General features: G+C 69.8%; 23 protein-coding genes. 17 read left to right on the forward strand and 6 right to left on the reverse strand.

Features of this window, described 5'->3' with window-relative positions:
* Positions 1–986 (forward strand): Gldg family protein (locus tag D7W81_RS19915; protein ID WP_208721380.1); only part of this gene is annotated, 986 nt, incomplete at its 5' end.
* The gene (locus D7W81_RS19920; RefSeq protein ID WP_120556964.1) at positions 983–2443 is read left to right on the forward strand and encodes a DUF4340 domain-containing protein; all 1461 of its coding nucleotides are present in this window, start codon (positions 983–985) and stop codon (positions 2441–2443) included. The genes D7W81_RS19915 and D7W81_RS19920, both read left to right, overlap by 4 nt.
* 7 nt (positions 2444–2450) lie before the next feature.
* Here D7W81_RS19920 and D7W81_RS19925 read toward each other — a convergent pair whose 3' ends face one another.
* On the reverse strand, positions 2451–3155 hold the full coding sequence (locus D7W81_RS19925; protein WP_120556985.1) for a metallophosphoesterase family protein: 705 nt from the start codon (positions 3153–3155) through the stop codon (positions 2451–2453).
* Positions 3139–3963 (reverse strand): nucleotidyltransferase, encoded by an 825-nt coding sequence (locus D7W81_RS19930; RefSeq protein WP_208721386.1) that lies wholly within the window; start codon positions 3961–3963, stop codon positions 3139–3141. Before D7W81_RS19930 ends, D7W81_RS19925 begins: the two co-directional genes overlap by 17 nt.
* 241 nt (positions 3964–4204) lie before the next feature.
* On the opposite strand from D7W81_RS19930, the gene D7W81_RS19935 reads away from it, so the two are divergent.
* The 8 genes from D7W81_RS19935 (at position 4205) to D7W81_RS19970 (ending at position 12755) form a co-directional block, all read left to right on the forward strand.
* Positions 4205–5203 (forward strand): hypothetical protein, encoded by a 999-nt coding sequence (locus D7W81_RS19935; RefSeq protein WP_120556966.1) that lies wholly within the window; start codon positions 4205–4207, stop codon positions 5201–5203.
* Positions 5204–5231: 28 nt separating this feature from the next.
* On the forward strand, positions 5232–5774 hold the full coding sequence (locus D7W81_RS19940) for an RNA polymerase sigma factor (protein ID WP_244227306.1): 543 nt from the start codon (positions 5232–5234) through the stop codon (positions 5772–5774).
* A complete protein-coding gene (locus D7W81_RS19945) occupies positions 5771–6559 on the forward strand; it encodes a DUF4384 domain-containing protein (RefSeq protein WP_120556967.1) in 789 nt (262 codons plus the stop codon). The genes D7W81_RS19940 and D7W81_RS19945 overlap by 4 nt, the downstream gene beginning before the upstream one ends.
* Complete coding sequence (locus D7W81_RS19950; RefSeq protein ID WP_244227307.1) at positions 6556–8208, forward strand: caspase family protein; 1653 nt, start codon at positions 6556–6558, stop codon at positions 8206–8208. The genes D7W81_RS19945 and D7W81_RS19950 overlap by 4 nt, the downstream gene beginning before the upstream one ends.
* Positions 8209–8219: 11 nt before the next feature.
* Entirely contained in the window at positions 8220–9185 is a 966-nt protein-coding gene (locus D7W81_RS19955) for a hypothetical protein (RefSeq protein WP_208721382.1), read from the forward strand.
* A 112-nt stretch (positions 9186–9297) separates the two neighbouring features.
* The gene (locus tag D7W81_RS19960; protein WP_120556970.1) at positions 9298–10593 is read left to right on the forward strand and encodes an AmpG family muropeptide MFS transporter; all 1296 of its coding nucleotides are present in this window, start codon (positions 9298–9300) and stop codon (positions 10591–10593) included.
* Between the two features lie 147 nt (positions 10594–10740).
* Complete coding sequence (gene pgm / locus D7W81_RS19965) at positions 10741–12378, forward strand: phosphoglucomutase (alpha-D-glucose-1,6-bisphosphate-dependent) (protein ID WP_120556971.1); 1638 nt, start codon at positions 10741–10743, stop codon at positions 12376–12378.
* A gap of 20 nt (positions 12379–12398) precedes the next feature.
* Positions 12399–12755 (forward strand): DoxX family protein, encoded by a 357-nt coding sequence (locus D7W81_RS19970; RefSeq protein WP_120556972.1) that lies wholly within the window; start codon positions 12399–12401, stop codon positions 12753–12755.
* Here the strand turns inward: D7W81_RS19970 and D7W81_RS19975 are convergent, their stop codons facing one another.
* Positions 12756–13625, reverse strand: coding sequence for an SDR family oxidoreductase (locus D7W81_RS19975; RefSeq protein ID WP_208721384.1), 870 nt, complete (start codon positions 13623–13625; stop codon positions 12756–12758).
* A gap of 435 nt (positions 13626–14060) precedes the next feature.
* On the opposite strand from D7W81_RS19975, the gene rpoZ reads away from it, so the two are divergent.
* A complete protein-coding gene (gene rpoZ / locus D7W81_RS19980) occupies positions 14061–14300 on the forward strand; it encodes a DNA-directed RNA polymerase subunit omega (RefSeq protein WP_014395366.1) in 240 nt (79 codons plus the stop codon).
* A 10-nt stretch (positions 14301–14310) separates the two neighbouring features.
* Here the strand turns inward: rpoZ and D7W81_RS19985 are convergent, their stop codons facing one another.
* Genes D7W81_RS19985 through D7W81_RS19995 form a run of 3 tightly spaced genes read right to left on the reverse strand, consistent with a single transcriptional unit; the run spans position 14311 to position 16086 of the window.
* Entirely contained in the window at positions 14311–14787 is a 477-nt protein-coding gene (locus D7W81_RS19985) for an NUDIX hydrolase (protein WP_120556973.1), read from the reverse strand.
* Between the two features lie 38 nt (positions 14788–14825).
* A complete protein-coding gene (locus D7W81_RS19990) occupies positions 14826–15497 on the reverse strand; it encodes a hypothetical protein (RefSeq protein ID WP_120556974.1) in 672 nt (223 codons plus the stop codon).
* Positions 15487–16086 carry a hypothetical protein gene (locus D7W81_RS19995; RefSeq protein ID WP_120556975.1) on the reverse strand — a complete coding sequence of 200 codons (600 nt, stop codon included), beginning with the start codon at positions 16084–16086 and terminating at the stop codon, positions 15487–15489. Before D7W81_RS19995 ends, D7W81_RS19990 begins: the two co-directional genes overlap by 11 nt.
* A 440-nt stretch (positions 16087–16526) precedes the next feature.
* On the opposite strand from D7W81_RS19995, the gene groES reads away from it, so the two are divergent.
* From groES to D7W81_RS20025, 6 genes are all read left to right on the forward strand, one after another.
* Entirely contained in the window at positions 16527–16817 is a 291-nt protein-coding gene (groES, locus tag D7W81_RS20000; RefSeq protein ID WP_014395362.1) for a co-chaperone GroES, read from the forward strand.
* Positions 16818–16864: 47 nt separating this feature from the next.
* A complete protein-coding gene (gene groL, locus D7W81_RS20005; RefSeq protein WP_120556976.1) occupies positions 16865–18520 on the forward strand; it encodes a chaperonin GroEL in 1656 nt (551 codons plus the stop codon).
* A gap of 165 nt (positions 18521–18685) precedes the next feature.
* Complete coding sequence (gene grxC / locus D7W81_RS20010; RefSeq protein WP_120556977.1) at positions 18686–18943, forward strand: glutaredoxin 3; 258 nt, start codon at positions 18686–18688, stop codon at positions 18941–18943.
* Positions 18944–19040: 97 nt separating this feature from the next.
* Positions 19041–19472 (forward strand): hypothetical protein, encoded by a 432-nt coding sequence (locus D7W81_RS20015; RefSeq protein ID WP_120556978.1) that lies wholly within the window; start codon positions 19041–19043, stop codon positions 19470–19472.
* A gap of 201 nt (positions 19473–19673) precedes the next feature.
* Positions 19674–21056: an FHA and sigma-54 interaction domain-containing protein gene (locus tag D7W81_RS20020; RefSeq protein ID WP_120556979.1), complete on the forward strand. Its 1383-nt coding sequence runs from the start codon at positions 19674–19676 to the stop codon at positions 21054–21056.
* Between the two features lie 47 nt (positions 21057–21103).
* The gene (locus D7W81_RS20025) at positions 21104–22315 is read left to right on the forward strand and encodes a hypothetical protein (RefSeq protein WP_120556980.1); all 1212 of its coding nucleotides are present in this window, start codon (positions 21104–21106) and stop codon (positions 22313–22315) included.
* The last annotated feature ends 70 nt before the right edge of the window (positions 22316–22385 follow it).

Raw genomic sequence — 22385 nt, forward strand, 5'->3', positions numbered from 1 at the left:
CCCCCCTGCCCCTCCCCGCCGAACAGGAGCTGACCAACGCCCTGCTTCAGCTGAACGCGACGGGCGCGCAGAAGGTGTACTTCCTCGAAGGGCACGGCGAGTGGCCGCTGGAGCCGCCCCCTGGCGGTGACGGCTTGTCGGAGCTGCGGCGTCAATTGCAGCGCGAGGGCTACCGCCCCGAGCCGCTCAACCTCCTGGGCCGGAAGGAGGTGCCTCGCGACGCGGGGCTGGTGATCATCGCCGGAGCGAAGCAGGACTACACGGCGCCGGAGGTGGCGGCCCTGCGCACCTACCTGGGTGAAGGGGGCCGGCTGCTGTACTTCACCGACGCGAACACGGAGGACGGGCTGGGCCTGTTCCTCGCGGACTACGGCGTGCAGGTGGACGAAGGCGTGGCGGCGGATCCCCGGTTCAACTCGGGCAACCCGTTCGTCCTGGTGTCGAACTTCTACGGCAAGCACGCCATCACGCGTCCTTTGCAGGAGCGCGGTTTCAACGTGCAGTTGCCCACGGCGCGCAGCCTCACGCTCATCCGCGAGGGCTTCCTGTTGCCCGGCGTGACGGTGGAGCCCGTGCTGCTGAGCTCGCCCTATGCGTGGGTGGAGTCGCGCCCCCTGGAGGACACCACCCCGTCCAGCGGCGAGAAGATGGGGCAGCTCACGCTGGTGGCCGCCGCGTTCCGGGACACGCGCGCGGCGGAGCACAAGCGCTTCGACGAGGCCCGGCTGGTGGCGGTGGGTGAATCGGAGCTGCTGCTGGATCCGAACTGGCGCTACGAGGCCAACCGCAACCTGGTGATGAACGCCCTGGGCTGGGCCTCCCATCAGGTGGAGAAGATCACCCTGCGTCCTCCCGACCGTGAGACGTCCACCCTGGAGTTGAGCGAGGACCAGATGCGGACCCTGCGTTTCGTGTCCATCGACCTGCTGCCCCTGTCCCTGTTGGGCGTGGGGCTCGCGGTCTGGTTGTCGCGGAGGAACCGGTGAGGACTTCCGTTGTCGTGATGCTGGGGTTGATGGCGGTGGGGTGTTCTCGCGACGCGGAGAAGCCTCCACCGCCGCCGAAGCTCTTCGCGACGGAGCCCTCGGAGCCGAGACGGGGCGCGACCCCGGACCCGACGCCTGTCTTCACGCACCTGACGGTGAAGGCTCGCGGCGCCATCACGGAGCTGGAGCGGACGCCGGAGGGCTGGCGGCTCGTATCGCCCGTGGAGGCCAAGGCGGATCCATACGCGGTGGAGGCCCTGGTGCAGCAGCTCACCTCGGCGAAGTTCAAGGCCACCGTCAACGCCTCGCCTTCGGACGCGGACCTGAAGAAGTACGGCCTCAAGTCCCCCGCGTTCACCGTGACGGCGAAGGCGTACCTCCCGGACGCGAACGGCGAGGGCGCGGAGGATCCGTCCCGGCAGCGCACCGTGACGCTGGCCGGTGGGGACGAGAACCCCTTCGATGGCTCCGTCTACGTGCGGCGTGAAGGCGAAGCGACCGTGTACGCGGCCGACGGCGCCGTGCGGTACTCGCTGGACAAGGGCCCGTTCGAATTGCGCGCCAAGGAGTTCCTGGGGCCGCTGGACCTCGCGTCGTTCCAGTCCATTGAAGTCACCGCGAAGGACCACGCGTACGTGCTGACGCGAGAGGCGGACGGCAAGTCGTGGCGGATGGAGAAACCAGAGCCCACCCGCGCGAATGACAGCCGGCTGACGGACCTGCTCAAGGCATTCGCGGGGCACCAGGCCCTGTCCTTCCCGCAGGACACCGCCGCCACCCGGAAGGCCCTGGGCCTGGACACGCCCGTCGTGGACGCGCGCTTCGTCCCGGCTTCCGGTGAGCCCATCCGCGTCCGGCTGGCCCAGGTGACTCGCGACGGTGCGCCCGTCGTCCATGCGCTGCGGGAACAGGGCTCGCGGTCCACGCTGGCGGAGGTGGACTCCCGCGCGCTGACGACACTGGACGTGGGCGTGCAGGAGCTGAAGGACCGGCGCGTGCTGTCCTTCCCGCGCGACGCCGTGCGACGCCTGGAGTTCTTCCCCGGCGGCAAGGCCGCCCCCGTGGTGGTGACTCGCGGCGAGGGAAACAGCGAGGCGTGGCAGGTGGAGGGCCCCGGCGGCGGACGCGCGCTGCACTTCCGCGTGGTGAAGCTCCTGGGCCGGCTGGAGGCGCTGAAGGCCGCCGCGTTCGGTGAGGCCAAGGTGAAGCGCTGGGAGCGCTACGGCATCAGCGATGCGTCCCGGGGCGTCGTGCTGCGCGACGCGGACGGGCGTGAACTGGCGCGGCTGTGGCTGGGCGACGCAGTGCCGGACACGGAGGACCGGCTCTACGCGCGGGGCTCCGGGCCGGACCTGGTGGAGGTGTCCATGGGCGCGGTGGCGGACCTGCCCACGCGCGCCGCGGACCTGCAGGAGGCGCCGCCCGAAGCGGCAGACGGCGGGGCTCCCGCGCCTTGAAGCGGCGCTACACCTCCATCAGGGCGAAGCGCTGCTCGGGTGTGAACTTGGTGAGCAGCGGCATCGCGACGTTGAACACCGGGATGCCGCTCTTCGTCTTGCCCTCGCGCGCGCCGTGGTGCGCGTGGCCGTGGAAGACATACTCCGCGCCGTAGTGGTCGATGGGCATCGACAGGCGGCTCGTCCCGAGGAAGGGGCGGATCTCGATGTTCTCCCCCTCCAGCGTCTCCGGGATGGGGGCGTAGTGCATGATCACGACCTTCTTGGGCGTGTCCAGGTGGCTGAGCGCGGCCTCCAGCTTGAGCGACTCCGTGACGGCCTCCTGCACGAAGGACTTCGTCTGGCCCTCGCCGAACGCCTGCAACGTCGCGTTGCCGAAGCCGCCTCCGAAGCCCTTCACCCCCGCGACGCCGAGCGTCTTCTCGAAGATGAAGTGGTCGCCGTCGAGGATGTGCACCCCGACCTTGGACAGCTCCGAGCAGATCTCCTTCACCTGCCCGTGCTCGTAGTCGTGGTTGCCCAGCACCGCGGCACACGGGACGCGCAAGGCCGAGAGTTCCTCGGCCAGCACCTTGCCCTCTTCAATCATCCCACGGTCCGTCAGGTCGCCGCACAAGAGCAGCACATCCGCCGAGGCGTTCACCTGTTTGACGAGCTGACGGAAGCGCCCGTGCTGGTCCTCCCGGCAGTGCAGGTCACCGACCGCTGCCAGTCGAATCTTCGAGCTCGGATCTCGCGCCACGGGTCCCCCCCTCGGGTCTGTCCTGTTCGTCCCACGCCCTGCCGTCCCCAAAGCCCCAGTGGTGGATGTCCACGTGATAGTTCACCTTGGACACCAGGTTGCCCCGGCACAGCTTCTCGTCCCATTTGCCGTCGCGCACCGACTGGAGCGTGCGGCTCATCAACTCCGTCATCACGTAGTTGGGCACGATGTCGCGCTCGCTGGGATACGCGAAGCGGAACATCATCAGGTGGCTGAGCAGCACCTCCCAATAGCGGTCGAAGCGCCGGAGGATGCGGTCCCAGTCCATCTCCCGCCCCGCCTTGAGGATGAGGTGGTTGATGTCCGCGCCGTCATAGCGCTCGCGCTCGGTGACGAAGGCCTTGGACCAGATCATCTCCTCGGCCGGCGCGATGAGGCACTCGTAGCCGAAGATGGTGGCCTTCTTGGCGTTGGTGAACCACTCGTCATCCACCGTCGCCACCCCGTTGCCGGAGGAGAAGATGAAGTCGACGAAGTAGTCACCCTTGTAGGCCTTGTAGAGCCACACCTCGTCGGGCCGTTCCGTGCGCCAGCCGTCCTTCTCCAGCACGTCCAGGGCGCGGATGGCGTCCTGCTTGCGCGGGAACAGGTCCAGGTCCTTGGTGTCGCGGTAGATGCCGGTATAGGTGGCGTAGGCATACGCCCCGCCCACTACGAACGGCACCCCGGCCTCATGAAGCAAACCGACGGCTCTGGCGCGGGCGTTGATCTCGTCCGGCTCACGCTCCCGCTCGGCCAGCGTGGCGTCCGTACCCATCTCCCCGGGATGGTTCGGGTGTCGTTTTTCCATGGGCGAAAGGTAGGGATGGCCCATTTCAGCCGTCGGGCAGGCGGGCGCGGGCGGCCGGAGAGCAGGCAGCCAAGCGCCAAGCGACTGGTTTCACTGTGCTTTTCCGCCCCAAGCGAGCGCCTTTTCTGTTTTTCGCCTGGCCTGTGTCCATAGGGGCGAATTCCCTGCCGCACGGCCCGCACGACGGGCCCTGAAAGGACACCCGACCATGCTGCGTAAGAGCTTGCTGTGTGCCTCCCTGCTGTTCGTGGGTTGCAACGACGCCGAAACCTCCGACGAGGCGACGTTCCGCGACGGCCTGCCCTCCAAGGAGCAGGTGCAGGTGAAGCCTCCGCAGCAGAAGGGCCAGGGCCTGATGGCGGAGGGGCCGTCCGCCACGTTCAGCCAGGGCGAGAGGTCGGGCTATTACCAGGCGACGGTGGACGCCACGGCGTCCGTGAACCTCGGCACGCTGTGGGTGCTCAACCTCATCGAGCAGATCACCAGGTATCCGCCGACGACGCTGGAGGAGAACAAGGCGGTGTGGGGCCCGGGCACGGAGGCGCTGAGCCCCATCACGTGGCGGCTGACGGTGACGAAGTCGGGTGACGCGTCCTTCTCCTGGGTGCTGGAGGGCAAGGGGAAGACGGAGGAGGACAGCGCCTTCCGGGCGGTGCTGTCCGGCACGCAGCAGGTCTCGGTGGACGAGGACGGCGAGCGCCAGAGGGGCTTCGGCTCGGGAGAGCTCTTCATCGACTGGGACGCCGCCCACACCCTGCCGGACGCCGACGACCACGTGGGCACGGTGGAGATCCGCTACGCGCGGCCGAGCGCCACGGCGGACGCCACGGTGGACGCGGACTTCCACCAGGTGCGCGATGACAAGGACCCCTCCAAGCGGGTGGACGGCAAGTACCACTACAAGACGACCGCGACGGCGGGCGGCGAGTTCGAGTTCGCGACGATCCAGAACATCCACGAGGGCGACCAGACGGCCGCGAAGCTGGAGAACGTGAGCATCAAGAGCCGCTGGACGGCGACCGGCGCGGGGCGCGCGGACGTGAAGGCCTCCGGGGGTGACCTGACGAGCCTGCTCACGGTGAACGAGTGCTGGGACACGAACTTCCGCAGCACCTACCTGGCGACCAACCTGTTCCCGGGCCAGGGCTACGGTGACGAGCAGACCTCCTGCGCCGGGTTCACGACGGCGGTGTACTCGTCGCTGTGAGGCAGGTCGGAGTAGGCTTCCGCCGCGCGTGACCGGACCGACCCCGCTGGCCCTGAAGGTGGTGCCTCCCCGTCCCACGGAGGACCGGCGGGCCGTCCTGCGCGAGCTGTATGTGAAGTATGGCGGCAGCGTGCGTGAGCGCTGCCGCTACCTGCTGAAGGACCCGAGCCGGGCGGAGGACGCGATGCACGACGTCTTCGCCCGCGTGCTCGTGCACGGGGAGACGTTCCGCGCGGAGGCGTCCCCGCTGACGTGGCTGATGAAGATCGCCACGCACCACTGCCTCAACCAGCTGCGCTCGGAAGGGGCGGCGTGGCGCAAGTGGTTCGCGCGGGACGAGGCGGCCCGTCCGGAAGGGCAAGGCGGCGAGGAGGCGATGGAGACGCGCGACCTGGTGCGCAAGCTGCTGGCCCGGGTGGACGCGGAGACGCAGGCGGCGGCCATCCACTACCACGTGGATGGGATGACGTTGGAAGAGGTGGCCGCGGTGCTGGGGCGTTCGGTGCCCACGGTGCGCAAGCGGCTGGAGCATTTCGCGGAGCTGGGAGGAGAGGAGCTGAGCGTCCGATGAGCGCGCACGAGTCGAGCTGGACATTGCGCCGCCTGCACGCCGGCGAGCTGCCCGCCCCGGAAGCCCACCGCGTCCGGAACCATGCGGGAGCGTGCGAGGCGTGCGGCGCGACGCTCCGGTCCTTCGTGGACGCACAGGCCGCCTTCGAGGCGGAGGTGCCCTTCGAGCGCTTCGAGGCCGGCGTGGAGCAGGCCCGCGCGAGGCAGGCCTCCAGGGAGCCCGCGCCCCGCGCGCAGTGGGTCCGGCCGTTGATGGCGGTGGCGGCGTCCGTGCTGGTGTTGGTGCTGGCGCGCCCGCTGCTGGAGACCAGCGGGAGGACGGATCCGGTGCAGCCGCCCGTCACGGGCAACCGGCTCAAGGGCGGCGCGGGCGCGGAGCTGCGGATTGGTGGGGGCGTGGAGCCGCAGCGGGTCGCGAGCACGGAGGCGCCGGAAGCGCTACAGCCCGGCGAGCGCGTGCGGCTGGGCTACACGGCGGACGCGTATCGCTACGTGGCGGCGCTGTCGGTGGATGCGCAGGGAGAGGTCACGCCCCTGTATCCGGAGGACGGGGACAGCCTCGCGGTGGAGCCGGGCGCGGGACAGCACTGGCTGCCGGAGAGCGTGGAGTTCACCGGCGCGGGGCTGGAGCGCGTGGTGCTGGTGCTGACGGACGCGCCCGTGTCCATGGATGCGTTGAGTGACGCGGCCCGGAAGGCCTTCGCCGCCTCGGGCCGGGACGTCACCCGCATGGCCCCACTGGACGTGGCGGGCGCGCAGACGCAGTGGATCCTGCTGAAGCCATGAGCGACGGGCCCGAGAAACAGGTGCGAGCGAGGCTTGCGCCCGTGGCGGCCTGGGCACGGGCAATGGCTTCGGCGATGCGGGCGTCGATTCCCGCGCTGATCCTGGCCTCCACCGCCGCTCACGCGGACACCCTGCACCGCTTCGCGCTCATCGCCGGCAACGACACGGGCGGCTCGGACACCCGGCCCTTGAGCTACGCGCGCGACGATGCGCGCAAGATGCACGACCTGCTCACGCGGCTGGGCGGCGTGGCTCCGGCCGACGCGAAGCTCCTCCTGGACGACGACGCGAAGGACTTCCTCGTCGCGCTGTCGGAGCTGGAGCAGCGGGCCCGCGCGGCCCAGGCTCGGGGAGAGCGCACCGCGCTGTTCGTCTACTACTCCGGCCACGCGAAGGACGGCGCGCTGCGGTTGGGGGCCTCACAGCTGGCCTTCGACGCGCTCAAGCGCCGGCTGGCGGACGCGCCCGTGGACATCCGCATCGCCATCCTGGACTCCTGCCGCTCCGGCGCGCTCACCCGCACCAAGGGCGCCCGCAAGGCCCCCGCCTTCGACGTGGAGTCCGGCGCGGCCCGCGATGCCCGGGGCGTCGTCATCCTCACCTCCAGCGCTGCGGACGAGGACTCGCAGGAGTCGGATGCGCTGGGAGGCAGCTACTTCTCCCACCACCTGGCCAGCGGCCTGCTGGGCGACGCGGACCGCAGCGGCGACGGACGCGTGACGCTCTTCGAGGCGTATTCGCACGCCTACGCCCGCACGGTCGCGGACACGGCCGACAGCAGCGCGGGCCCCCAGCACCCAACGTTCAGCTACGACCTGGCGGGCAACGGCGATCTGGTCCTCACCGACCTGCGCACGAGCGCCGAAGGCCTGGTCGTTCCCGGCAACGCCCCCGCGGGCGCCTACTACTTCGTGGATCCAGGCGGCATGGTGGTCGCGGAGCTGGACAAGGCCGCGGACACCGAGCGCCGCGTGGCGCTGGCCCCCGGCACCTACCGCGTGAAGCGCCGGCTCAGCGACCGGCTGCGCATTGGCGAGGTGGAGGTCGCGCGCGGCCGGACCACCATCCTCCAGGAGCCGCGCTTCAAGGACGCGCCCTTCTCCGACGACCCCGTGAAGGGCGCCATGCTGGACAAGGGCGCGTGGTGGACCTTCGGCCTCACCGGTGGCTTCCAGTCGTTCTTCGACGCGCAGACGCGCCAGTCCCTCTTCCTCTCCGTGCCGCTGTTTGGCGCGGAGGCGGAGCTGCACGACTACTTCCGCCGCGACTGGGTCTGGGGCTTCGACGCGGCGGTGGGCGGCACGAACGGCGCGCTGGCGCTGCCCACGCTGGAGGGGCCGGCGTACCGCTACTCCGTGGTGAACGTGGGCACCAGCCTCACCGCCGAGTGGCCCGTGGGCCGCGTCGCCCCGTTCGTGGGCGTGCGCGTCGCGTACCTCATCATGGGCCGCAAGTTCGACGACGGGGCCTTCCCGGATCAGCGCTTCGCCATGGTGTCGCCGGGCCTCGCCACCGGAGCGCGCTTCCAGCTCACGCGCCGCCTGAACCTCACCGCGCGCACCCGCCTGCAGTACCTCCAATACACCGTCGACGCGCAGCGCTCCCTGGGGTTCTGGGAATTGGCCGCGCTCCTCACGTACCAGCCATGAGGGAGCCCCTGATGCGAAAGCTGGCCCTGGCCCTCCCCTGCCTCCTCGCGGTCGCGTGTGGCGGAGACTTCTCCAACGACGACCTGGAGTTCCAGAACGCCCTGCCCCAGCGCGAGGACCTGGCCGCGAAGCTGCCGGACAGCGCCCGTTCCGGACAGGGTCTGGGCACGCGCGGCCAGCGGCTGGGCGCGTCGCAGGTGCTGGGCGGCACGTCGCAGCTCGCGCTCCAGGCCTACCAGGCGGGCACGCAGTTCAACACCAGCGTGGACGGCCTGCTCTCCCTGCTGGAGCTGTTCCGCAACGCCCCGCCCACCACGCGCGAGACCGACCGGCGCATCTGGGGCCCCTTCCCCGCTGACGAGCACCCGGGCCATGAGCTGCGCTTCGTGATGAACCGCCAGGGGGATTCCTTCGCGTACCTCCTCCAGTACCGCCCCCAGGGCGGCGGCGAAGGCGCGTGGTGGACCTACCTGCCCGGCACCTTCAAGGCGGATGGCGGCATCCGCAAGGGCACGGGCACGCTCGCGCTGGACCTGAAGGAGGCGCGCAAGAACGGCTTCGACACGAAGGAGGCGACCGCGCTGGACCGGCTGGACATCGACTACCAGACCCTGGCGCTGCCCACGAACGTGGAGCTGCTCTTCACCGGCGCGGGGGCCACGACCCCGCTCACCCGCTATGCGTCGCGTCAGACGCCCCAGGGGCTGGGGGAGATGGCGTTCCGGCTGCCGGGGGTGGACTTCGTGCCGGGTGGGCTCATGGAGACGCTGGACATCCTCGCGCGCTGGACGCCGGACGGCCGGGGCGTGCTGGTGCTCAACATCCTGGAGGGGGACGCGAAGGGCGCGCAGTACACGGAGTGCTGGGACGCCCGGACCCGCATCACCTTCATGCAGCGCAACTGGGACTTCCTCAACCCCACCGAGGGCAGCCGCGCCACCTGCCCGGACGTCTCCGCGCTGGACCCGCAGCCCTGAAGAGGCCGCCCGGGCTCAGGCCCGGACAGCAGCCGGGCGGACAATCCCTGGCCCGTGGAAGGTGACGCGCGGGGTGGATTCTCTATGCTGGCGGCTGTTTCCCGCGCCCCCCATGCCCAACTCCTCGCTTCTCACCGTCTTGAAGAGCCGGCGCATCTGGCTCCTGATGGCCGTCGGCTTCGCGTCCGGCCTCCCCCTGTGGTTGACCGGCGTCACGCTGTCCGCGTGGATGAAGAACGAGGGGGTGAACCTCAAGACGATTGGCATCTTCAGCCTCGTGTCGCTGCCCTACACCTTCAAGGTGTTGTGGGCGCCGCTGATGGACCGCTACACCCTGCCCTTCCTGGGCCGCCGTCGCGGCTGGATGCTGCTCACGCAGGTGCTGCTCGTGGGCGCCATCTCCGCCATGGGGCTGGTGAACCCGAAGGACGCGCCCATGGCCATGGCGTGCATGGCGGTGGTGGTGACGTTCCTGTCCGCCAGCCAGGACATCGTCGCGGACGCGTGGCGCACGGACATCCTCACGATGGAGGAGCGCGGGCTGGGCAACTCGCTGTACGTCACCGGCTACCGGATGGGCATGCTCGTCGCGGGCGGGCTGGCGTTCATCCTGTCGGACCACCTGGGCTGGTCCCAGACGTATTACGTGATGGGCCTGCTCATGGTGGTGGGCGTGGTGGCCACGCTGCTGGCCCCGGAGCCCGAGAGCGTGAAGCCTCCGCGCAAGCTGGCGGATGCCGTCGTGCGGCCCTTCGTGGACTACTTCCGCCGCGAGTACGCGCTGGGGGTGCTCGCGTTCCTGGTGCTCTACAAGCTGGGGGATGCCATCGCCGCCAGCATGGTGACGCCCTTCTACATCGAGCTGGGCTTCTCCAACACGGAGATTGGCGCGCTCAGCAAGACGCTGGGCATGGTGGCCACCATCGGCGGCGGCCTGTTGGGCGGCGTGCTGATGGTGAAGCTCAGCATGCGCCGCGCGCTGTTCATCTTCGGCGCCGCGCAGGGCCTCACCAACCTGGCCTTCATGGCGCTGGCGCTGGTGGGCAAGAACGACCTGATGCTCGCGGCCACCATCGCGGTGGACAACGTGTGCACGGGCCTGGGTGTCACGGCGTTCGCGGCGTTCGTGATGTCGCTGTGCCACAAGAGCTTCAGCGCCACGCAGTACGCGCTCCTGTCCGCGCTGGGCACCATCGCCAACCGGCTCATCGGCTCCGTGTCCGGCTACCTGGCCACGTGGATGGGCTGGCCCACGTTCTTCGCCTTCACCGCCGCGGCGGCCATCCCCGCCCTGGTCCTGCTGATATTCCTGCCGGAACACGCCGCCCAGCCGCAGGAGGCCGAGCCCCCCGCGCCGGAGGCCGTGCCGCCCTCCTCCGCCGCCGCGTCCGTCGCCGCGGCGCGCTGACGGCCTCCGGACCCGCGCCTCCGTCCTGACAACCCCGCGCTCCCGCCCGCTACTGGACGGAAGCGCGTGCAGGCGGGTGCGGCGCCGGACAGGGGATGCGACTTCGGCTCCCCATTGGAAAGCGCGCGCGGCTAGGGTGGCCCTGTCATGGCACACCCTTCCGCTGGCAAGCCCCTTTCGCGCGACCTGCTGATCAACCCCGACAAGCTGCGCGCGCAGTACTACGACGACACGCCCGACGCGTCCGTGGCCGAGCAGCGCGTGGCCTTCGGCACCTCCGGACACCGGGGGAGCGCCGCGCGCCGCAGCTTCAACGAGGCGCACATCCTCGCGGTGGCGCAGGCCCTGTGCGAGTACCGCAAGCAGCAGGGTTACGACGGCCCGCTGTTCCTGGGCATGGACACGCACGCCCTCTCCGAGCCCGCGCAGCGCACCACGCTGGAGGTGCTGGCCGCGCACGGCGTGGAGGTCCGCTACACGGACGGCGCCACGCCCACGCCGGTCATCTCCCACGCCATCCTCACGTACAACCGGGGCCGCACGAGCGGGCTCGCGGACGGCATCGTCATCACCCCGTCCCACAACCCGCCGGAGGACGGCGGCATCAAGTACAACCCGCCCAACGGCGGCCCCGCCGACACGAACGTCACCTCCCTGGTGGAGAAGCGCGCCAACGCGCTGATGGCCGGGGGCAACCAGGGCGTCCAGCGCATCCCCTACGAGCGGGCGCGCTCGAGCGCCACGGTGAAGCCGTACGACTTCATCACCCCGTACGTGGCGGACCTGGCGAACGTGCTGGACCTGGACGTCATCCGGGGCGCGAAGCTCAAGCTGGGCGCGGATCCGCTGGGCGGCTCCAACCTCGCGTACTGGGCGCCGATTGCGCAGAAGTACGGGCTGGACCTCACGGTGGTGAACCCCACGCTGGACCCCACCTTCGGCTTCATGCCCGCGGACCATGACGGGAAGATCCGCATGGACTGCTCGTCGCCGTACGCGATGGCGAACCTGGTGAAGCTCAAGGACCAGTACGCGCTCGCGTTCGGCAACGACACGGACTCCGACCGCCACGGCATCGTCACCCGCAGCCAGGGGCTGATGAACCCGAACCACTACCTCGCCGTCGCCATCAGCTACCTCTTCCGCAACCGCCCGGGCTGGAAGGCGGACGCGGCGGTGGGCAAGACGCTGGTGAGCAGCAGCCTCATCGACCGCGTGGGCAAGGACCTGGGCCGCCGCGTGGTGGAGGTCCCGGTGGGCTTCAAGTGGTTCGTGGACGGGCTTTTGGACGGTTCGCTGGGCTTCGGCGGCGAGGAGAGCGCGGGCGCGTCCTTCCTGCGCAAGGACGGCACCGTGTGGACCACCGACAAGGACGGCATCATCCTGGACCTGCTCGCGGCGGAAATCCTCGCGCGCACCGGCAAGGACCCGGGCGAGCACTACCAGGACCTGGCGAAGAAGTTCGGCGCGCCGCTGTACACGCGCATCGACCAGCCGGCCACGTCCGCGCAGAAGGCCGCGCTGAAGAAGCTGTCGCCGGAGGCGGTGAAGGCCACGACGCTCGCGGGTGAGCCCATCCTCCAGCGCCTCACGCGCGCGCCGGGCAACAACGCGGACCTGGGCGGCCTCAAGGTGACGGCGGAGAACGGCTGGTTCGCCGCGCGTCCGTCCGGCACGGAGGACGTGTACAAGATCTACGCGGAGAGCTTCCGCGACCAGGCGCACCTGGACACCATCATCCAGGAGGCGCGCGCCATCGTCGGTGAGGCGTTCGCCGGCAAGTAAGGCGAGGAGCCCCACCGGCCATGGACGTCAAAACCATCCTTCAGTACGTGCTCGCGCTGTTCATGGTCGCCGCGGGGGTGAACCACTTCCTCAAGCCCCGCGTGTACATGCGCATCATGCCACCGTACCTGCCCCGGCCCCGGGAGCTGGTGCTCGTGAGCGGTGTGGCGGAGGTGCTGCTGGGCATCTTCCTCCTGGTGCCCGCGACGACGCGGCTCGCGGCCTGGGGCCTGGTGGCGCTGTTCGTGGCGGTGTTCCCCGCGAACGTCTACATGGCCCAGCACCCGGAGCAGTTCCGGAAGATTCCCCGGGGCCTGCTCTGGGCGCGGCTGCCGCTCCAGGTGGTGCTCATCGCCTGGGCGCTCTGGTACGCCTGATCAGCGCCAGAGCGGCGCGTGGTCCTCGATGTACTGGCGCACCGTGCGCGTGGGGCGGCCCAATAGATTCGTGAGCGTGGGGTCCACCTGCTCCGCCTTCCCGAAGCGAAGCCCCACGTGCATCAGCGTCTGCATGCCCAGCTGGCCCCAGGACAGCCGGCGCTGGTGCAGGTGGCGCACGTAGCCGGGCACCGACGCGGGCACGTAGCGGATGGACCGGCCCAGCACCTCCGACAGCACGGACGCCACCTCGTCGAACGTCACCGCCTCCAGCCCGGTGAGCGTGAAGGCGCGGTTGCGCAGCGACGTGTCCAGCAGCGCCCGCGCCGCCACCTCGCCCACGTCGCGCACGTCCACGAAGGCCACCCGGCCGTGGCCCGCGGGCATGTAGAGCCGGCCGTCCTGGCGGATGTCCTCGCGGTACGCGTCCCCCAGGTTCTGCGCGAAGAACGCCGGGCGCAGCAGCGTCCACCCGACGCTGGAGCGCATCAGGTGTTCCTCCACCGCGTGATGCGGCGCCCACGCGCGATTCTCCGCGCCCGACATGGACAGGAACACCACCTGCTTCACGCCCTGCGTGGCCGCCGCGTCGATGAATGCGGTGAGCGCTCCTTCCGCATGGGCGATGGCCGGCGGCCGCATCAGGAACACGCCGCGCACGCCCTCCAGCGCGGGGAGGAACGTCTCCGGCCGCAGGAAGTCCAGCGGCGCCGGCATCACGTCCCCGTCCATCTCCTTGAGGAGCGACACCGTGTGCTCCGGCGACTTCACCGCCGCGCGCACCGCCACCCCTTCAGCCAGCAGCGCGCGCACCACCGCCCGCCCCACGTTGCCCGTGGGCCCCGTGACGAGCACCGGCCCACTCACCACGGCCCCGCCTCCCATGCTCCCGCACTGCCGCCCACCGGCACCCGCCGGGCCCGGCCGGCGACAAGGGACGCTCCTGCGCTCATGCGGAACCTCCTCCTGCGAACCCGCGACCCCGGAAGTGCACGGGGCGGGGCGATGGGGCCCCACCCTGGCGTCCCATTCCCCGCTCCGAAAAAACGCAGTCCCGGGGATCCGTTGAGGCCCCCTGGCTCTTGAATGCTGGAAGCCGGGAAGGGAGCGTGCGACAGCCAACACTCCGAGTGCGTGAGGGTCCGCTGTCCGGCACTCGCGGAGGTTGGCGGGCGGGCGGGGAGACGGTGGCCGGCTGGACGCCCGGTGGACCTTCCGGCCCGCCATCCTTCCTTGACTCAACCGGACGTGCTCTTTAGGTTCAGAGGCTTCCACCGGCTCGGTAAGAGCCAAGAAGGATGTTCCATGGCCCGCGTTACCGTTGAAGACTGCCTTCCCTACGTGGACAACCGGTTCGCGCTGGTGCTCCTGGGCGCCAAGCGCGCGCGCCAGCTGATGGCCGGCGCCCGGCCCATCATCGAGACCTCGAAGAACAAGCCGCCCGTGCTCGCCCTGCGCGAGGTCGCCACCCAGCGCGTGAAGTTCGACCGCGACGTGCGCGAGGCGCTGTCGGGCAAGTACGTGGGCGAGGAAGCCAAGAAGTAGCCTGACCGCCCTACGCCGGCTCCTTCCCCTCCACGGGGGGAGGGGCCCCGGACGCCAGGCCCTGGGCGCGCATCCACCGCAGCGCCCGGCCGGCGACGGCCTTCTCACCCTTGTAGCCCAGCGCCGGAATCAGCCCCTCGAGCGGCATCCAGCGCACCTCGTCCACCTCCACGCGCGGCCCCGGCAGCGGCCCCAACTCTCCCGCCTCGTAGCGGAAGAGGAAGAAGTGGACGCGCTTGAAGATGCGCTGCCCCCGGAACTGGTAGACGTAGCGGATCTCCCCCAGGGGCGCGAGCAGCGCCACGGAGGAGAGCCCCGTCTCCTCCTTCACCTCGCGCCGCGCCGTCTGTTCCGGGGACTCGCCCGGGTCCACGTGCCCCTTGGGCAGCGCCCACAGGTGGCGCCCGTGAGGACGGATGACGGCCACCTCCCAGGCACCGTCCTGGAAGCGGATGACGATGCCTCCTGAGGACGCCTCGCGCGGCATGGCCCCACCCTACCCGAAGCAGCGGGCGGCCGGGACCCTCAACCGCCGTGCGCGAAGTGGCGCAGCTTGGCCTCCGCGCCCAGCCGGTAGGCATAACGCAGGTCGCCGAGGAGCCGGTCCAACCGCCGGTCCTGGACGTGGGGCATGAGCCGCGCGCAGAAGCGCCGGGACACCCGGTTCGCCTCCTCGTAGCGCCAGCGCTCCTCCCCCGACAGCAGCGGTTGGTACGAGACCTGGTCGAAGAGGCGCCCCAACAGCTCCCGTGCCCACCCAGCCACGCCCTCGCCCCAGCGGTGCAGGAGGCAGACGACGAATTTGTCCACCTCCGCCTGGGCCTCCAGCTCCAGCAGCGACACCGTGCGCTCGTAGTGCGCCGTGTGCGCGACGTAGAGGAAGTGGCTGACGCCCTCGGTCACCTGGCAGTAGCCGTCCAGGTCGCCCTCCAGCACGGAGCCCAGGGGGCTTCCCGCGTAGCGGTCCATCCGCTCGCGCAACCCGGGGTCCAGGTAGAGCGCCACCTCCAGGCCGCCGCGGGCCTCCAGCACCAGCAGCTCCTCCGGCGCGCGCCCGGTGCCGCCCAGCAGCGCGGCGACCTCCGCGTCCACCACCACGAAGGCCTCCGCGCGGGCCTCGCACCGGAAGCCGTAGATGGCCTCCAGGTGGGCCTGGAGACGCCCCACGAGCGGGAAGTCCGCGGCGTCAGTTGGCAAGCGGCCCCTTGCGCGGGACCCAGCCCGCGTCCACCAGCACGCGCTCCAGCTTGTCGCTGCCCGTGCGGGACCAGGTTTCGTACACCCGCAGCGCGCCCGCGGGCCCCGCGCTCACCAGGCCGCGCGCGCTGATCTCCTCCAGCACCTCCGCGAGCGAGCGGAACTTGTCGCACAGCTCGCGGTACACGCCGGTGAAGCCGCCGGACGGCACCAGCTCCGCGACCTGTCCGTAGGCCGCGCCGCCCATCTGGATGTAGTAGTCCGGGCCCACCATCCCCTGCTGCAGCGCGCCGGAGAAGAAACCGACCTTGTAGAGCGACACGTCGCCCAGCCGCCGCAGCGTGCGGATGCGCTCGTCGCGCTCCTGCTGCAGCGCGCGGTGGTACAGCTCCGCCAGCGGTTCGTGGTCGCGCCGGCCCTCCGCGTCACGGCTGAACAGCTTGTCCGTGGCCGCGAACTCCGCCAGCAGGTTCACCACGTAGAACTCGGTGGACTCGCCCAGCGCCACCCGCTGCCGGGCCGCGACCTCCAGCAGCAGTTCCCGGAAGAACTCCTTCAGCGAGGAAGAGGACGTCACCAGTCCGCTCATCGAGCACACCTCCCGGATGAAGCCTGGAAGCCCCCCGGGCCAGCGCCCGGAGCCTCCAGGACACGCGTGTGACAAGCGTAGCCACGTCACCCGGCGTCGGCAAAAGGGTCGCGAGTCTTATCAGGCACTTACGCTGGCACTCAGGCCGCGCGAGTGCCAACGGCCCGACACCGGGGACGGCCTTGCGGGCAGGTGCGCGGGGCGGGAATGTTTTTGCGAAAAGCCCAATCAGGACGGGTATTTAGGGGCATCCGGACAGATGTCCCGACGTCGCTTGACGAGGTGAAGTCCCTGGTTATTATCCGCCGCGCCTGGGCGTTAGCACTCAGTGGGTGCGAGTGCCAACGCCGGGGCCCACAGGACCTTTTTTCTCACCCCTGCGGCCTCCCGGTCCGGACCTTCCGTCCGCCTCCGGCAGCCGCGATTCACAGGAGCAAGCCATGAAGATTCGTCCCCTGCAGGATCGGCTCATCATCAAGCGCGTCGCCGAGGAGAACAAGACCAAGGGTGGCCTCTTCATCCCCGACACGGCGAAGGAGAAGCCGCTCGAGGGCAAGGTCATCGCCGTCGGCAACGGCAAGGTGCTGGAGGACGGCAAGGTGCGCGCCATGGACATCAAGGCCGGCGACACCATCCTCTTCAGCAAGTACGCGGGCACGGAGATCAAGCTGGACGGCGAGGATCACCTGATCCTTCGCGAAGAGGACGTGCTGGGCATCATCGAGAAGTGAAGCCCGCCGTTCGTCTTCCCACTCCCAACCTTTAGAGGATTCAAACCATGGCGAAAGACATCATTTTCGAAGTGCGCGCGCGTGACGCCATTCTGCGCGGCGTGAACATCCTGGCCGACGCGGTCAAGGTGACCCTGGGGCCCAAGGGCCGCAACGTCGTCATCGAGAAGAGCTTCGGCTCCCCCACCATCACGAAGGACGGCGTGACGGTGGCGAAGGAAATCGAACTGGAGAACAAGTTCGAGAACATGGGCGCCCAGATGGTGAAGGAGGTCGCCTCCAAGACCTCCGACGTCGCCGGTGACGGCACCACCACGGCCACCGTGCTGGCGCAGGCCATCTTCCGCGAGGGCGCGAAGCTGGTCGCCGCGGGCCACAACCCGATGGACATCAAGCGCGGCATCGACAAGGCCGTCGCCGCCATCGTCAACGAGCTGAAGACGCTGGCGAAGCCGACCAAGGGCAACAAGGAGATCGCCCAGGTTGGCACCATCTCCGCGAACGGTGACACCACCATCGGCCAGATCATCGCGGACGCGATGGAGAAGGTCGGCAAGGAGGGCGTCATCACGGTGGAAGAGGCCAAGGGCCTGGACACCACCCTGGACGTCGTCGAGGGCATGCAGTTCGACCGCGGCTACCTGTCCCCGTACTTCGTGACGGATCCGGAGCGCATGGAGGTCGTGCTGAACGACCCCCTCATCCTCATCCACGAGAAGAAGATCTCGTCGATGAAGGACCTGCTCCCCATCCTGGAGCAGGTGGCGCGCGCCGGTAAGCCCCTGCTGATCATCGCCGAGGAGGTCGAGGGCGAGGCCCTGGCCACCCTGGTGGTGAACAAGATCCGCGGCGTGCTGAACGTGGCGGCGGTGAAGGCGCCGGGCTTCGGCGACCGCCGCAAGGCCATGCTGGAGGACATCGCGGTCCTCACCGGCGGCCGGATGATCGCCGAGGACCTGGGCATCAAGCTGGACACGCTGACGCTCCAGGACCTGGGCCGCGCGAAGCGCATCACCATCGACAAGGACAACACCACGGTCGTCGACGGCGCGGGCAGCCAGTCGGAGATCGAGGCGCGCGTGAAGCAGATCCGCGCCCAGGTGGAGGAGACCTCCAGCGACTACGACCGTGAGAAGCTCCAGGAGCGCCTCGCGAAGCTGGTGGGCGGCGTGGCCGTCATCAACGTGGGCGCCGCGACCGAGACGGAGATGAAGGAGAAGAAGGCCCGCGTGGAGGACGCGCTCAACGCGACCCGCGCGGCCGTCGAAGAGGGCGTGGTGCCCGGCGGCGGCGTCGCCTACATCCGCTGCCTCAAGGCCCTGGAGGGCCTGAAGCTGGCCGACGGTGAGAAGTCCGGCGTGGACATCATCCGTCGCTCCGTCGAGGAGCCGCTGCGTCAGATCGTCGGCAACGGCGGCCTGGAGGGCAGCGTGGTGGTGAACAAGGTCAAGGAGGGCACGGGTCCCTTCGGCTTCAACGCCGCCACGGGCGTCTACGAGGACCTGCTGGCCGCGGGCGTCATCGACCCGGCCAAGGTGAGCCGCACCGCGCTGCAGAACGCGGCGTCGGTCGCCTCGCTGATGCTCACCACGGAGGCCATGGTCGCCGAGCGTCCGAAGGCGGACGACGACAAGGGCGGCGGCGGCGGTGGTGGCATGGGCGGCATGGGTGGCATGGGCGGTATGGGCGGCATGGGCATGTAGTCGCCCCACCCTTCCCCGCGTCATTCAGGGGACGGGACTTGACGGCCTCCGGCGCCCACCTGGGCTCCGGGGGCCGTTGTGTTTCAAGGGGCCAGGCGCGGGAAGGCCGTGGTCACCCGCGCAACGGACCCTTAGGTTTGGCATCAAGAGACCAGGAGGAAATCCATGAAGCCCGTGAAGATCTACACGACGACCTACTGTGGCTTTTGCGTGCGGGCGAAGGACCTGCTCAAGCGCAAGGGCGTGGCCTACGAAGAGGTGGACGTCACCGGGGACGACGACGCCCGCGCGAAGCTGGTGGAGATGAGCGGCGGTCAGCGCACCGTGCCGCAGATCTTCATCGGGGAGACCCACGTCGGCGGCTACTCCGACATGGCCGCGCTGGACCGCGACGGCAAGCTGGACCCGATGCTCCGCGCGTAAGCAGCCAGGCGGCCGGGCCCCGGGTCCGGACGCCACCCGGGCCCGCCGTGCCTACCTTCTCCACCAAGGCATTCACCCCTTTCACGGGAGGAACACCATGGCGGGCGGACAGGAAGTCACGGGGACCCGGGACGAGCACCACGACCTCATCAGCACCCTCTATCACCTGCTCAAGGGCGCGTCGGTGAGCGAGCAGTACCTGCGCGACGCGGAGGCCGCGGGGGACCAGGAGCTGGCGCAGCTCTTCCGCGACTGGCAGGACGAGCAGCGCAACCTGGCCGAGCGCGCCAAGAACCTGCTGGGCGCGCGCATGGTGAACGCGCAGGCCGGCACGGGCCGCGCGGCCGCCTCGGGCTCGGAAGCCAAGGGCACGAAGCGCAAGGCGAACACCAACGCGGAGGTGCCCACGCGCGAGGTGAAGGGCCCCACCAACGCCAGCGTGCGCTCCGGCGGGAGCCCCGGCGACGACGAGGTGGATGAACAGTCCAAGGAATCGTTCCCCGCGAGCGACGCACCCGCGAAGTACTGACGCGCGGGGACACCCGGAAGGCCGGCCCGACGTCCCCGGTAGGGGCGGACGGGCCCCTTCTGTCTCCATCTTCAACGGACGATTCCGCGTCCACTTCTTCCGCTTGCCCCTTGTGTCCAGTCCCTCCTAAAGAGGCGGGATTCAGGGCGAGGCGGGGTGTTTCTGCCCCCCGCGCCCCGTTGCGACCAGGGGTTCGTGACCATGATTGACAGACCGGATGTCACCGAAACCGTCCACGCGGAGCGCGAGGGCCAGGCCACCCGCGTTCCCCTTCACGAGTGGACGGTGGAAGTGGTGGCCGGTCCGGACAAGGGCAAGAAGGTCACCACCCAGGACTCGCTGGTGCGCGTGGGCTCCGACACCGCGGGGGACCTGGTGCTGAGCGACCCGACCGTGAGCCGCCGTCACCTGGAGGTGGAGCGGCTGCCGCAGGGGCTCTTGCTGCGCGACACCGGCAGCCGCAACGGCACGTTCCTCGACGGCCGGCGCATCCTGCAGGCCTTCGTCAGCAGCGGCGACAAGGTGGAGCTGGGCAAGACGAAGCTCGCGGTGAAGGTGGCCGCCCGCGCGACGGAGGTGGAGGTCGCCGGCACGGAGTCCTTCGGGCAGCTGGTGGGCAGCTCGGAGAAGATGCGCTGGGTCTTCACGGAGCTGCGCCGCATTGCCCGCGAGGACATGAACCTGCTCGTCGAGGGTGAGACGGGCACGGGCAAGGAGCTGGCCGCGAGGGCGGTGCACCAGCACTCGCTGCGCCGCCACGGCGCCTTCAAGGTCGTGGACTGCAACCTCATCTCCGAGGAGAAGGCGGAGCGCGAGCTGTTCGGGGGCTTGCGCGCCGGGGAGAACGAGGACAAGGCCGCGCGCGGCATCTTCGAGGCGGCCCGCGGCGGCACCCTCTTCCTGGACGAGGTGGGCGAACTGCCCCTGTCCGTGCAGGGCAAGCTGTTGCGCGTGCTGGAGACGCGCGAGGTGCCGTCCCTGGACGGGCAGCCGGTGGCGGTGGACGTGCGCGTCATCGCCTCCACGCACCGCAACCTGGAGGAGGACGTGCGCCAGGGCCGCTTCCGCGCGGACCTCTACTTCCGGCTCGCGGTGGCGCGCGTGCGGCTGCCGCCCCTGCGCACCCGCCGCGACGACATCCCCACGCTGTCGCAGGCCCTGTCGCGCGGCATGAAGGCCGCGCTGGAATTGACGCCGCAGACGCTGGCCCTCTTCGAGGGCTACGACTGGCCGGGCAACGTGCGCGAGCTGCGCAACGTGCTGGAGCGCGGCGCGCTGATGCAGGAGACGGGCAACACCAGCTGGCTGGACTTCCTGGCGCACGCGCCCAAGCGCACGGAAGGCGCGGAGCCGGCCACCAACGTCACGGCCATCGTCTCCGGAATGCCGTACCACGAAGCGAAGGACCGGGTGCTCGCGGACTTCGAGCGGCTGTACTTCGCGGAAGTGATGCGCGAGGTGGCCTTCGACATGAAGGCCGCGGAGCAGCGCACCGGTCTGTCCATGCAGAGCCTCTACCGCCTGTTGAAGAAGAACGGGCTCCGCCTCAAGGACCTCAAGAACGCCGAGGGCCTGGAGAAGTGAGCGCCCGAGCGCAGTCCCAAACACCCCAACCGGGAGAAAGCCTCACCATGCTGAAGCGTCTCGCCGTCGCCTCCGTCATCCTCACCGCCGCCTGTGCGGGCCAGCAGAAGACCGACGCCCCCGCCGAGGGTCAGAAGCAGATGACCAAGGAAGAGCGGCTGCGCATCACCAACCAGCCCCCGTTCGACCTGGCGACCTGCTTCCCGCACGAGCAGACCCTGCCCTCCCCCGCCAACGAGGGCGTCCTCGTGGGCGCGCTCCTGAGCGTCCGTCCGGACGTGCTGGAGTGCCTGGTGGACCCGGCGAACCGCGGTCCCGCGGCCAGCACCAAGGTGACGGTGAAGACGACCGTCAACGCCCAGGGCGCCACGCACGCCGTCACCAGTGACAACCTCACGCCGGCTGGCATTGGCTGCATCCAGCAGGTGCTGGACACGAACGTGAAGCCCGCGGCGCTGGCGGCGGAGGCCAAGCCCGTGGAGGCCACGTACGAGTACGACCACGCGACGGCCAACAACCCGTCCGTCACCATGGGCATCAACGAGGGCTCGGACTTCTCCGGCGCGGTGCGCCTGGCGGAGAAGAGCTGGTGTGAGTGCTTCGCCGGCTTCAAGGGCTCCACGCCGCCGGTGCTGGCCTCCGACATCCACATCGTGAAGGGCCAGCCGAACCCCACGGAGGTCGTCTTCAAGCCCTCCGGCAGCACCGAGGGCGACCAGCTGGCGTCCTGCCTGCAGGCGAAGATGGCGAAGATGCCCGCGACGACGACGGGCGAGCTGAAGTTCCCCTTCCGCTTCGTGTTCTTCAACTCGCAGGCGCCGGTGGAGACCGCCGCGAGCATGCCGCCGGAGCTGCGCTTCTTCCAGCTGGAGCTGGCGCGCACCCAGACGGCCGCCGCGTCCGCCATCGCCTTCGGCGCGCGCACCAACGCGGCGGACACGTATGACGCCGTCGTGCAGAAGTACACCAAGACGAAGGACTACAAGCTCTTCGACGAGCTGTCCTCCAAGTGCCAGGCGCTGGTGGACTCCGCCTCCAAGTGGGTGGACGCGCTCAAGGCGCAGGAGACCGTGGACCAGACGACCCTGAAGCTGGTGCAGGAGCTCAAGGCCCAGAAGGAAGACTGGGCCCCGGTGGAGACCGCCAGCCAGGAGGCCCTGGCCAACACCCAGAAGGACCTCTCCGCCGCCCAGCAGCGTCTGGCCGCGGACCAGGGCGCCTGCCCGAAGAAGAGCTACGCGCCGGCGAAGAAGAAGTAGTCCTTCGGCGTGAGCCGCTGAAATGACAACGGGCGCTCCGGAGAACCTCCCGGGGCGCCCGTCGTGTTTT

The sequence above is a fragment of the Corallococcus aberystwythensis genome, assembly GCF_003612165.1.
Lineage (GTDB): Bacteria > Myxococcota > Myxococcia > Myxococcales > Myxococcaceae > Corallococcus > Corallococcus aberystwythensis.

Excerpts from the sequence above, each read along its gene's own strand:
- D7W81_RS19970 (WP_120556972.1), top strand. The coding sequence starts at position 12,399 with ATGGACGTCAAAACCATCCTTCAGTACGTGCTCGCGCTGTTCATGGTC.
- D7W81_RS20025 (WP_120556980.1), top strand. The coding sequence starts at position 21,104 with ATGCTGAAGCGTCTCGCCGTCGCCTCCGTCATCCTCACCGCCGCCTGT.
- D7W81_RS19945 (WP_120556967.1), top strand. The coding sequence starts at position 5,771 with ATGAGCGCGCACGAGTCGAGCTGGACATTGCGCCGCCTGCACGCCGGC.
- pgm (WP_120556971.1), top strand. The coding sequence starts at position 10,741 with ATGGCACACCCTTCCGCTGGCAAGCCCCTTTCGCGCGACCTGCTGATC.
- rpoZ (WP_014395366.1), top strand. The coding sequence starts at position 14,061 with ATGGCCCGCGTTACCGTTGAAGACTGCCTTCCCTACGTGGACAACCGG.
- groES (WP_014395362.1), top strand. The coding sequence starts at position 16,527 with ATGAAGATTCGTCCCCTGCAGGATCGGCTCATCATCAAGCGCGTCGCC.
- D7W81_RS19985 (WP_120556973.1), bottom strand. The coding sequence starts at position 14,787 with ATGCCGCGCGAGGCGTCCTCAGGAGGCATCGTCATCCGCTTCCAGGAC.
- D7W81_RS19935 (WP_120556966.1), top strand. The coding sequence starts at position 4,205 with ATGCTGCGTAAGAGCTTGCTGTGTGCCTCCCTGCTGTTCGTGGGTTGC.
- D7W81_RS19950 (WP_244227307.1), top strand. The coding sequence starts at position 6,556 with ATGAGCGACGGGCCCGAGAAACAGGTGCGAGCGAGGCTTGCGCCCGTG.
- grxC (WP_120556977.1), top strand. The coding sequence starts at position 18,686 with ATGAAGCCCGTGAAGATCTACACGACGACCTACTGTGGCTTTTGCGTG.
- D7W81_RS19960 (WP_120556970.1), top strand. The coding sequence starts at position 9,298 with ATGCCCAACTCCTCGCTTCTCACCGTCTTGAAGAGCCGGCGCATCTGG.
- D7W81_RS19995 (WP_120556975.1), bottom strand. The coding sequence starts at position 16,086 with ATGAGCGGACTGGTGACGTCCTCTTCCTCGCTGAAGGAGTTCTTCCGG.
- D7W81_RS19955 (WP_208721382.1), top strand. The coding sequence starts at position 8,220 with ATGCGAAAGCTGGCCCTGGCCCTCCCCTGCCTCCTCGCGGTCGCGTGT.
- D7W81_RS20015 (WP_120556978.1), top strand. The coding sequence starts at position 19,041 with ATGGCGGGCGGACAGGAAGTCACGGGGACCCGGGACGAGCACCACGAC.
- groL (WP_120556976.1), top strand. The coding sequence starts at position 16,865 with ATGGCGAAAGACATCATTTTCGAAGTGCGCGCGCGTGACGCCATTCTG.
- D7W81_RS19930 (WP_208721386.1), bottom strand. The coding sequence starts at position 3,963 with ATGGGTACGGACGCCACGCTGGCCGAGCGGGAGCGTGAGCCGGACGAG.
- D7W81_RS20020 (WP_120556979.1), top strand. The coding sequence starts at position 19,674 with ATGATTGACAGACCGGATGTCACCGAAACCGTCCACGCGGAGCGCGAG.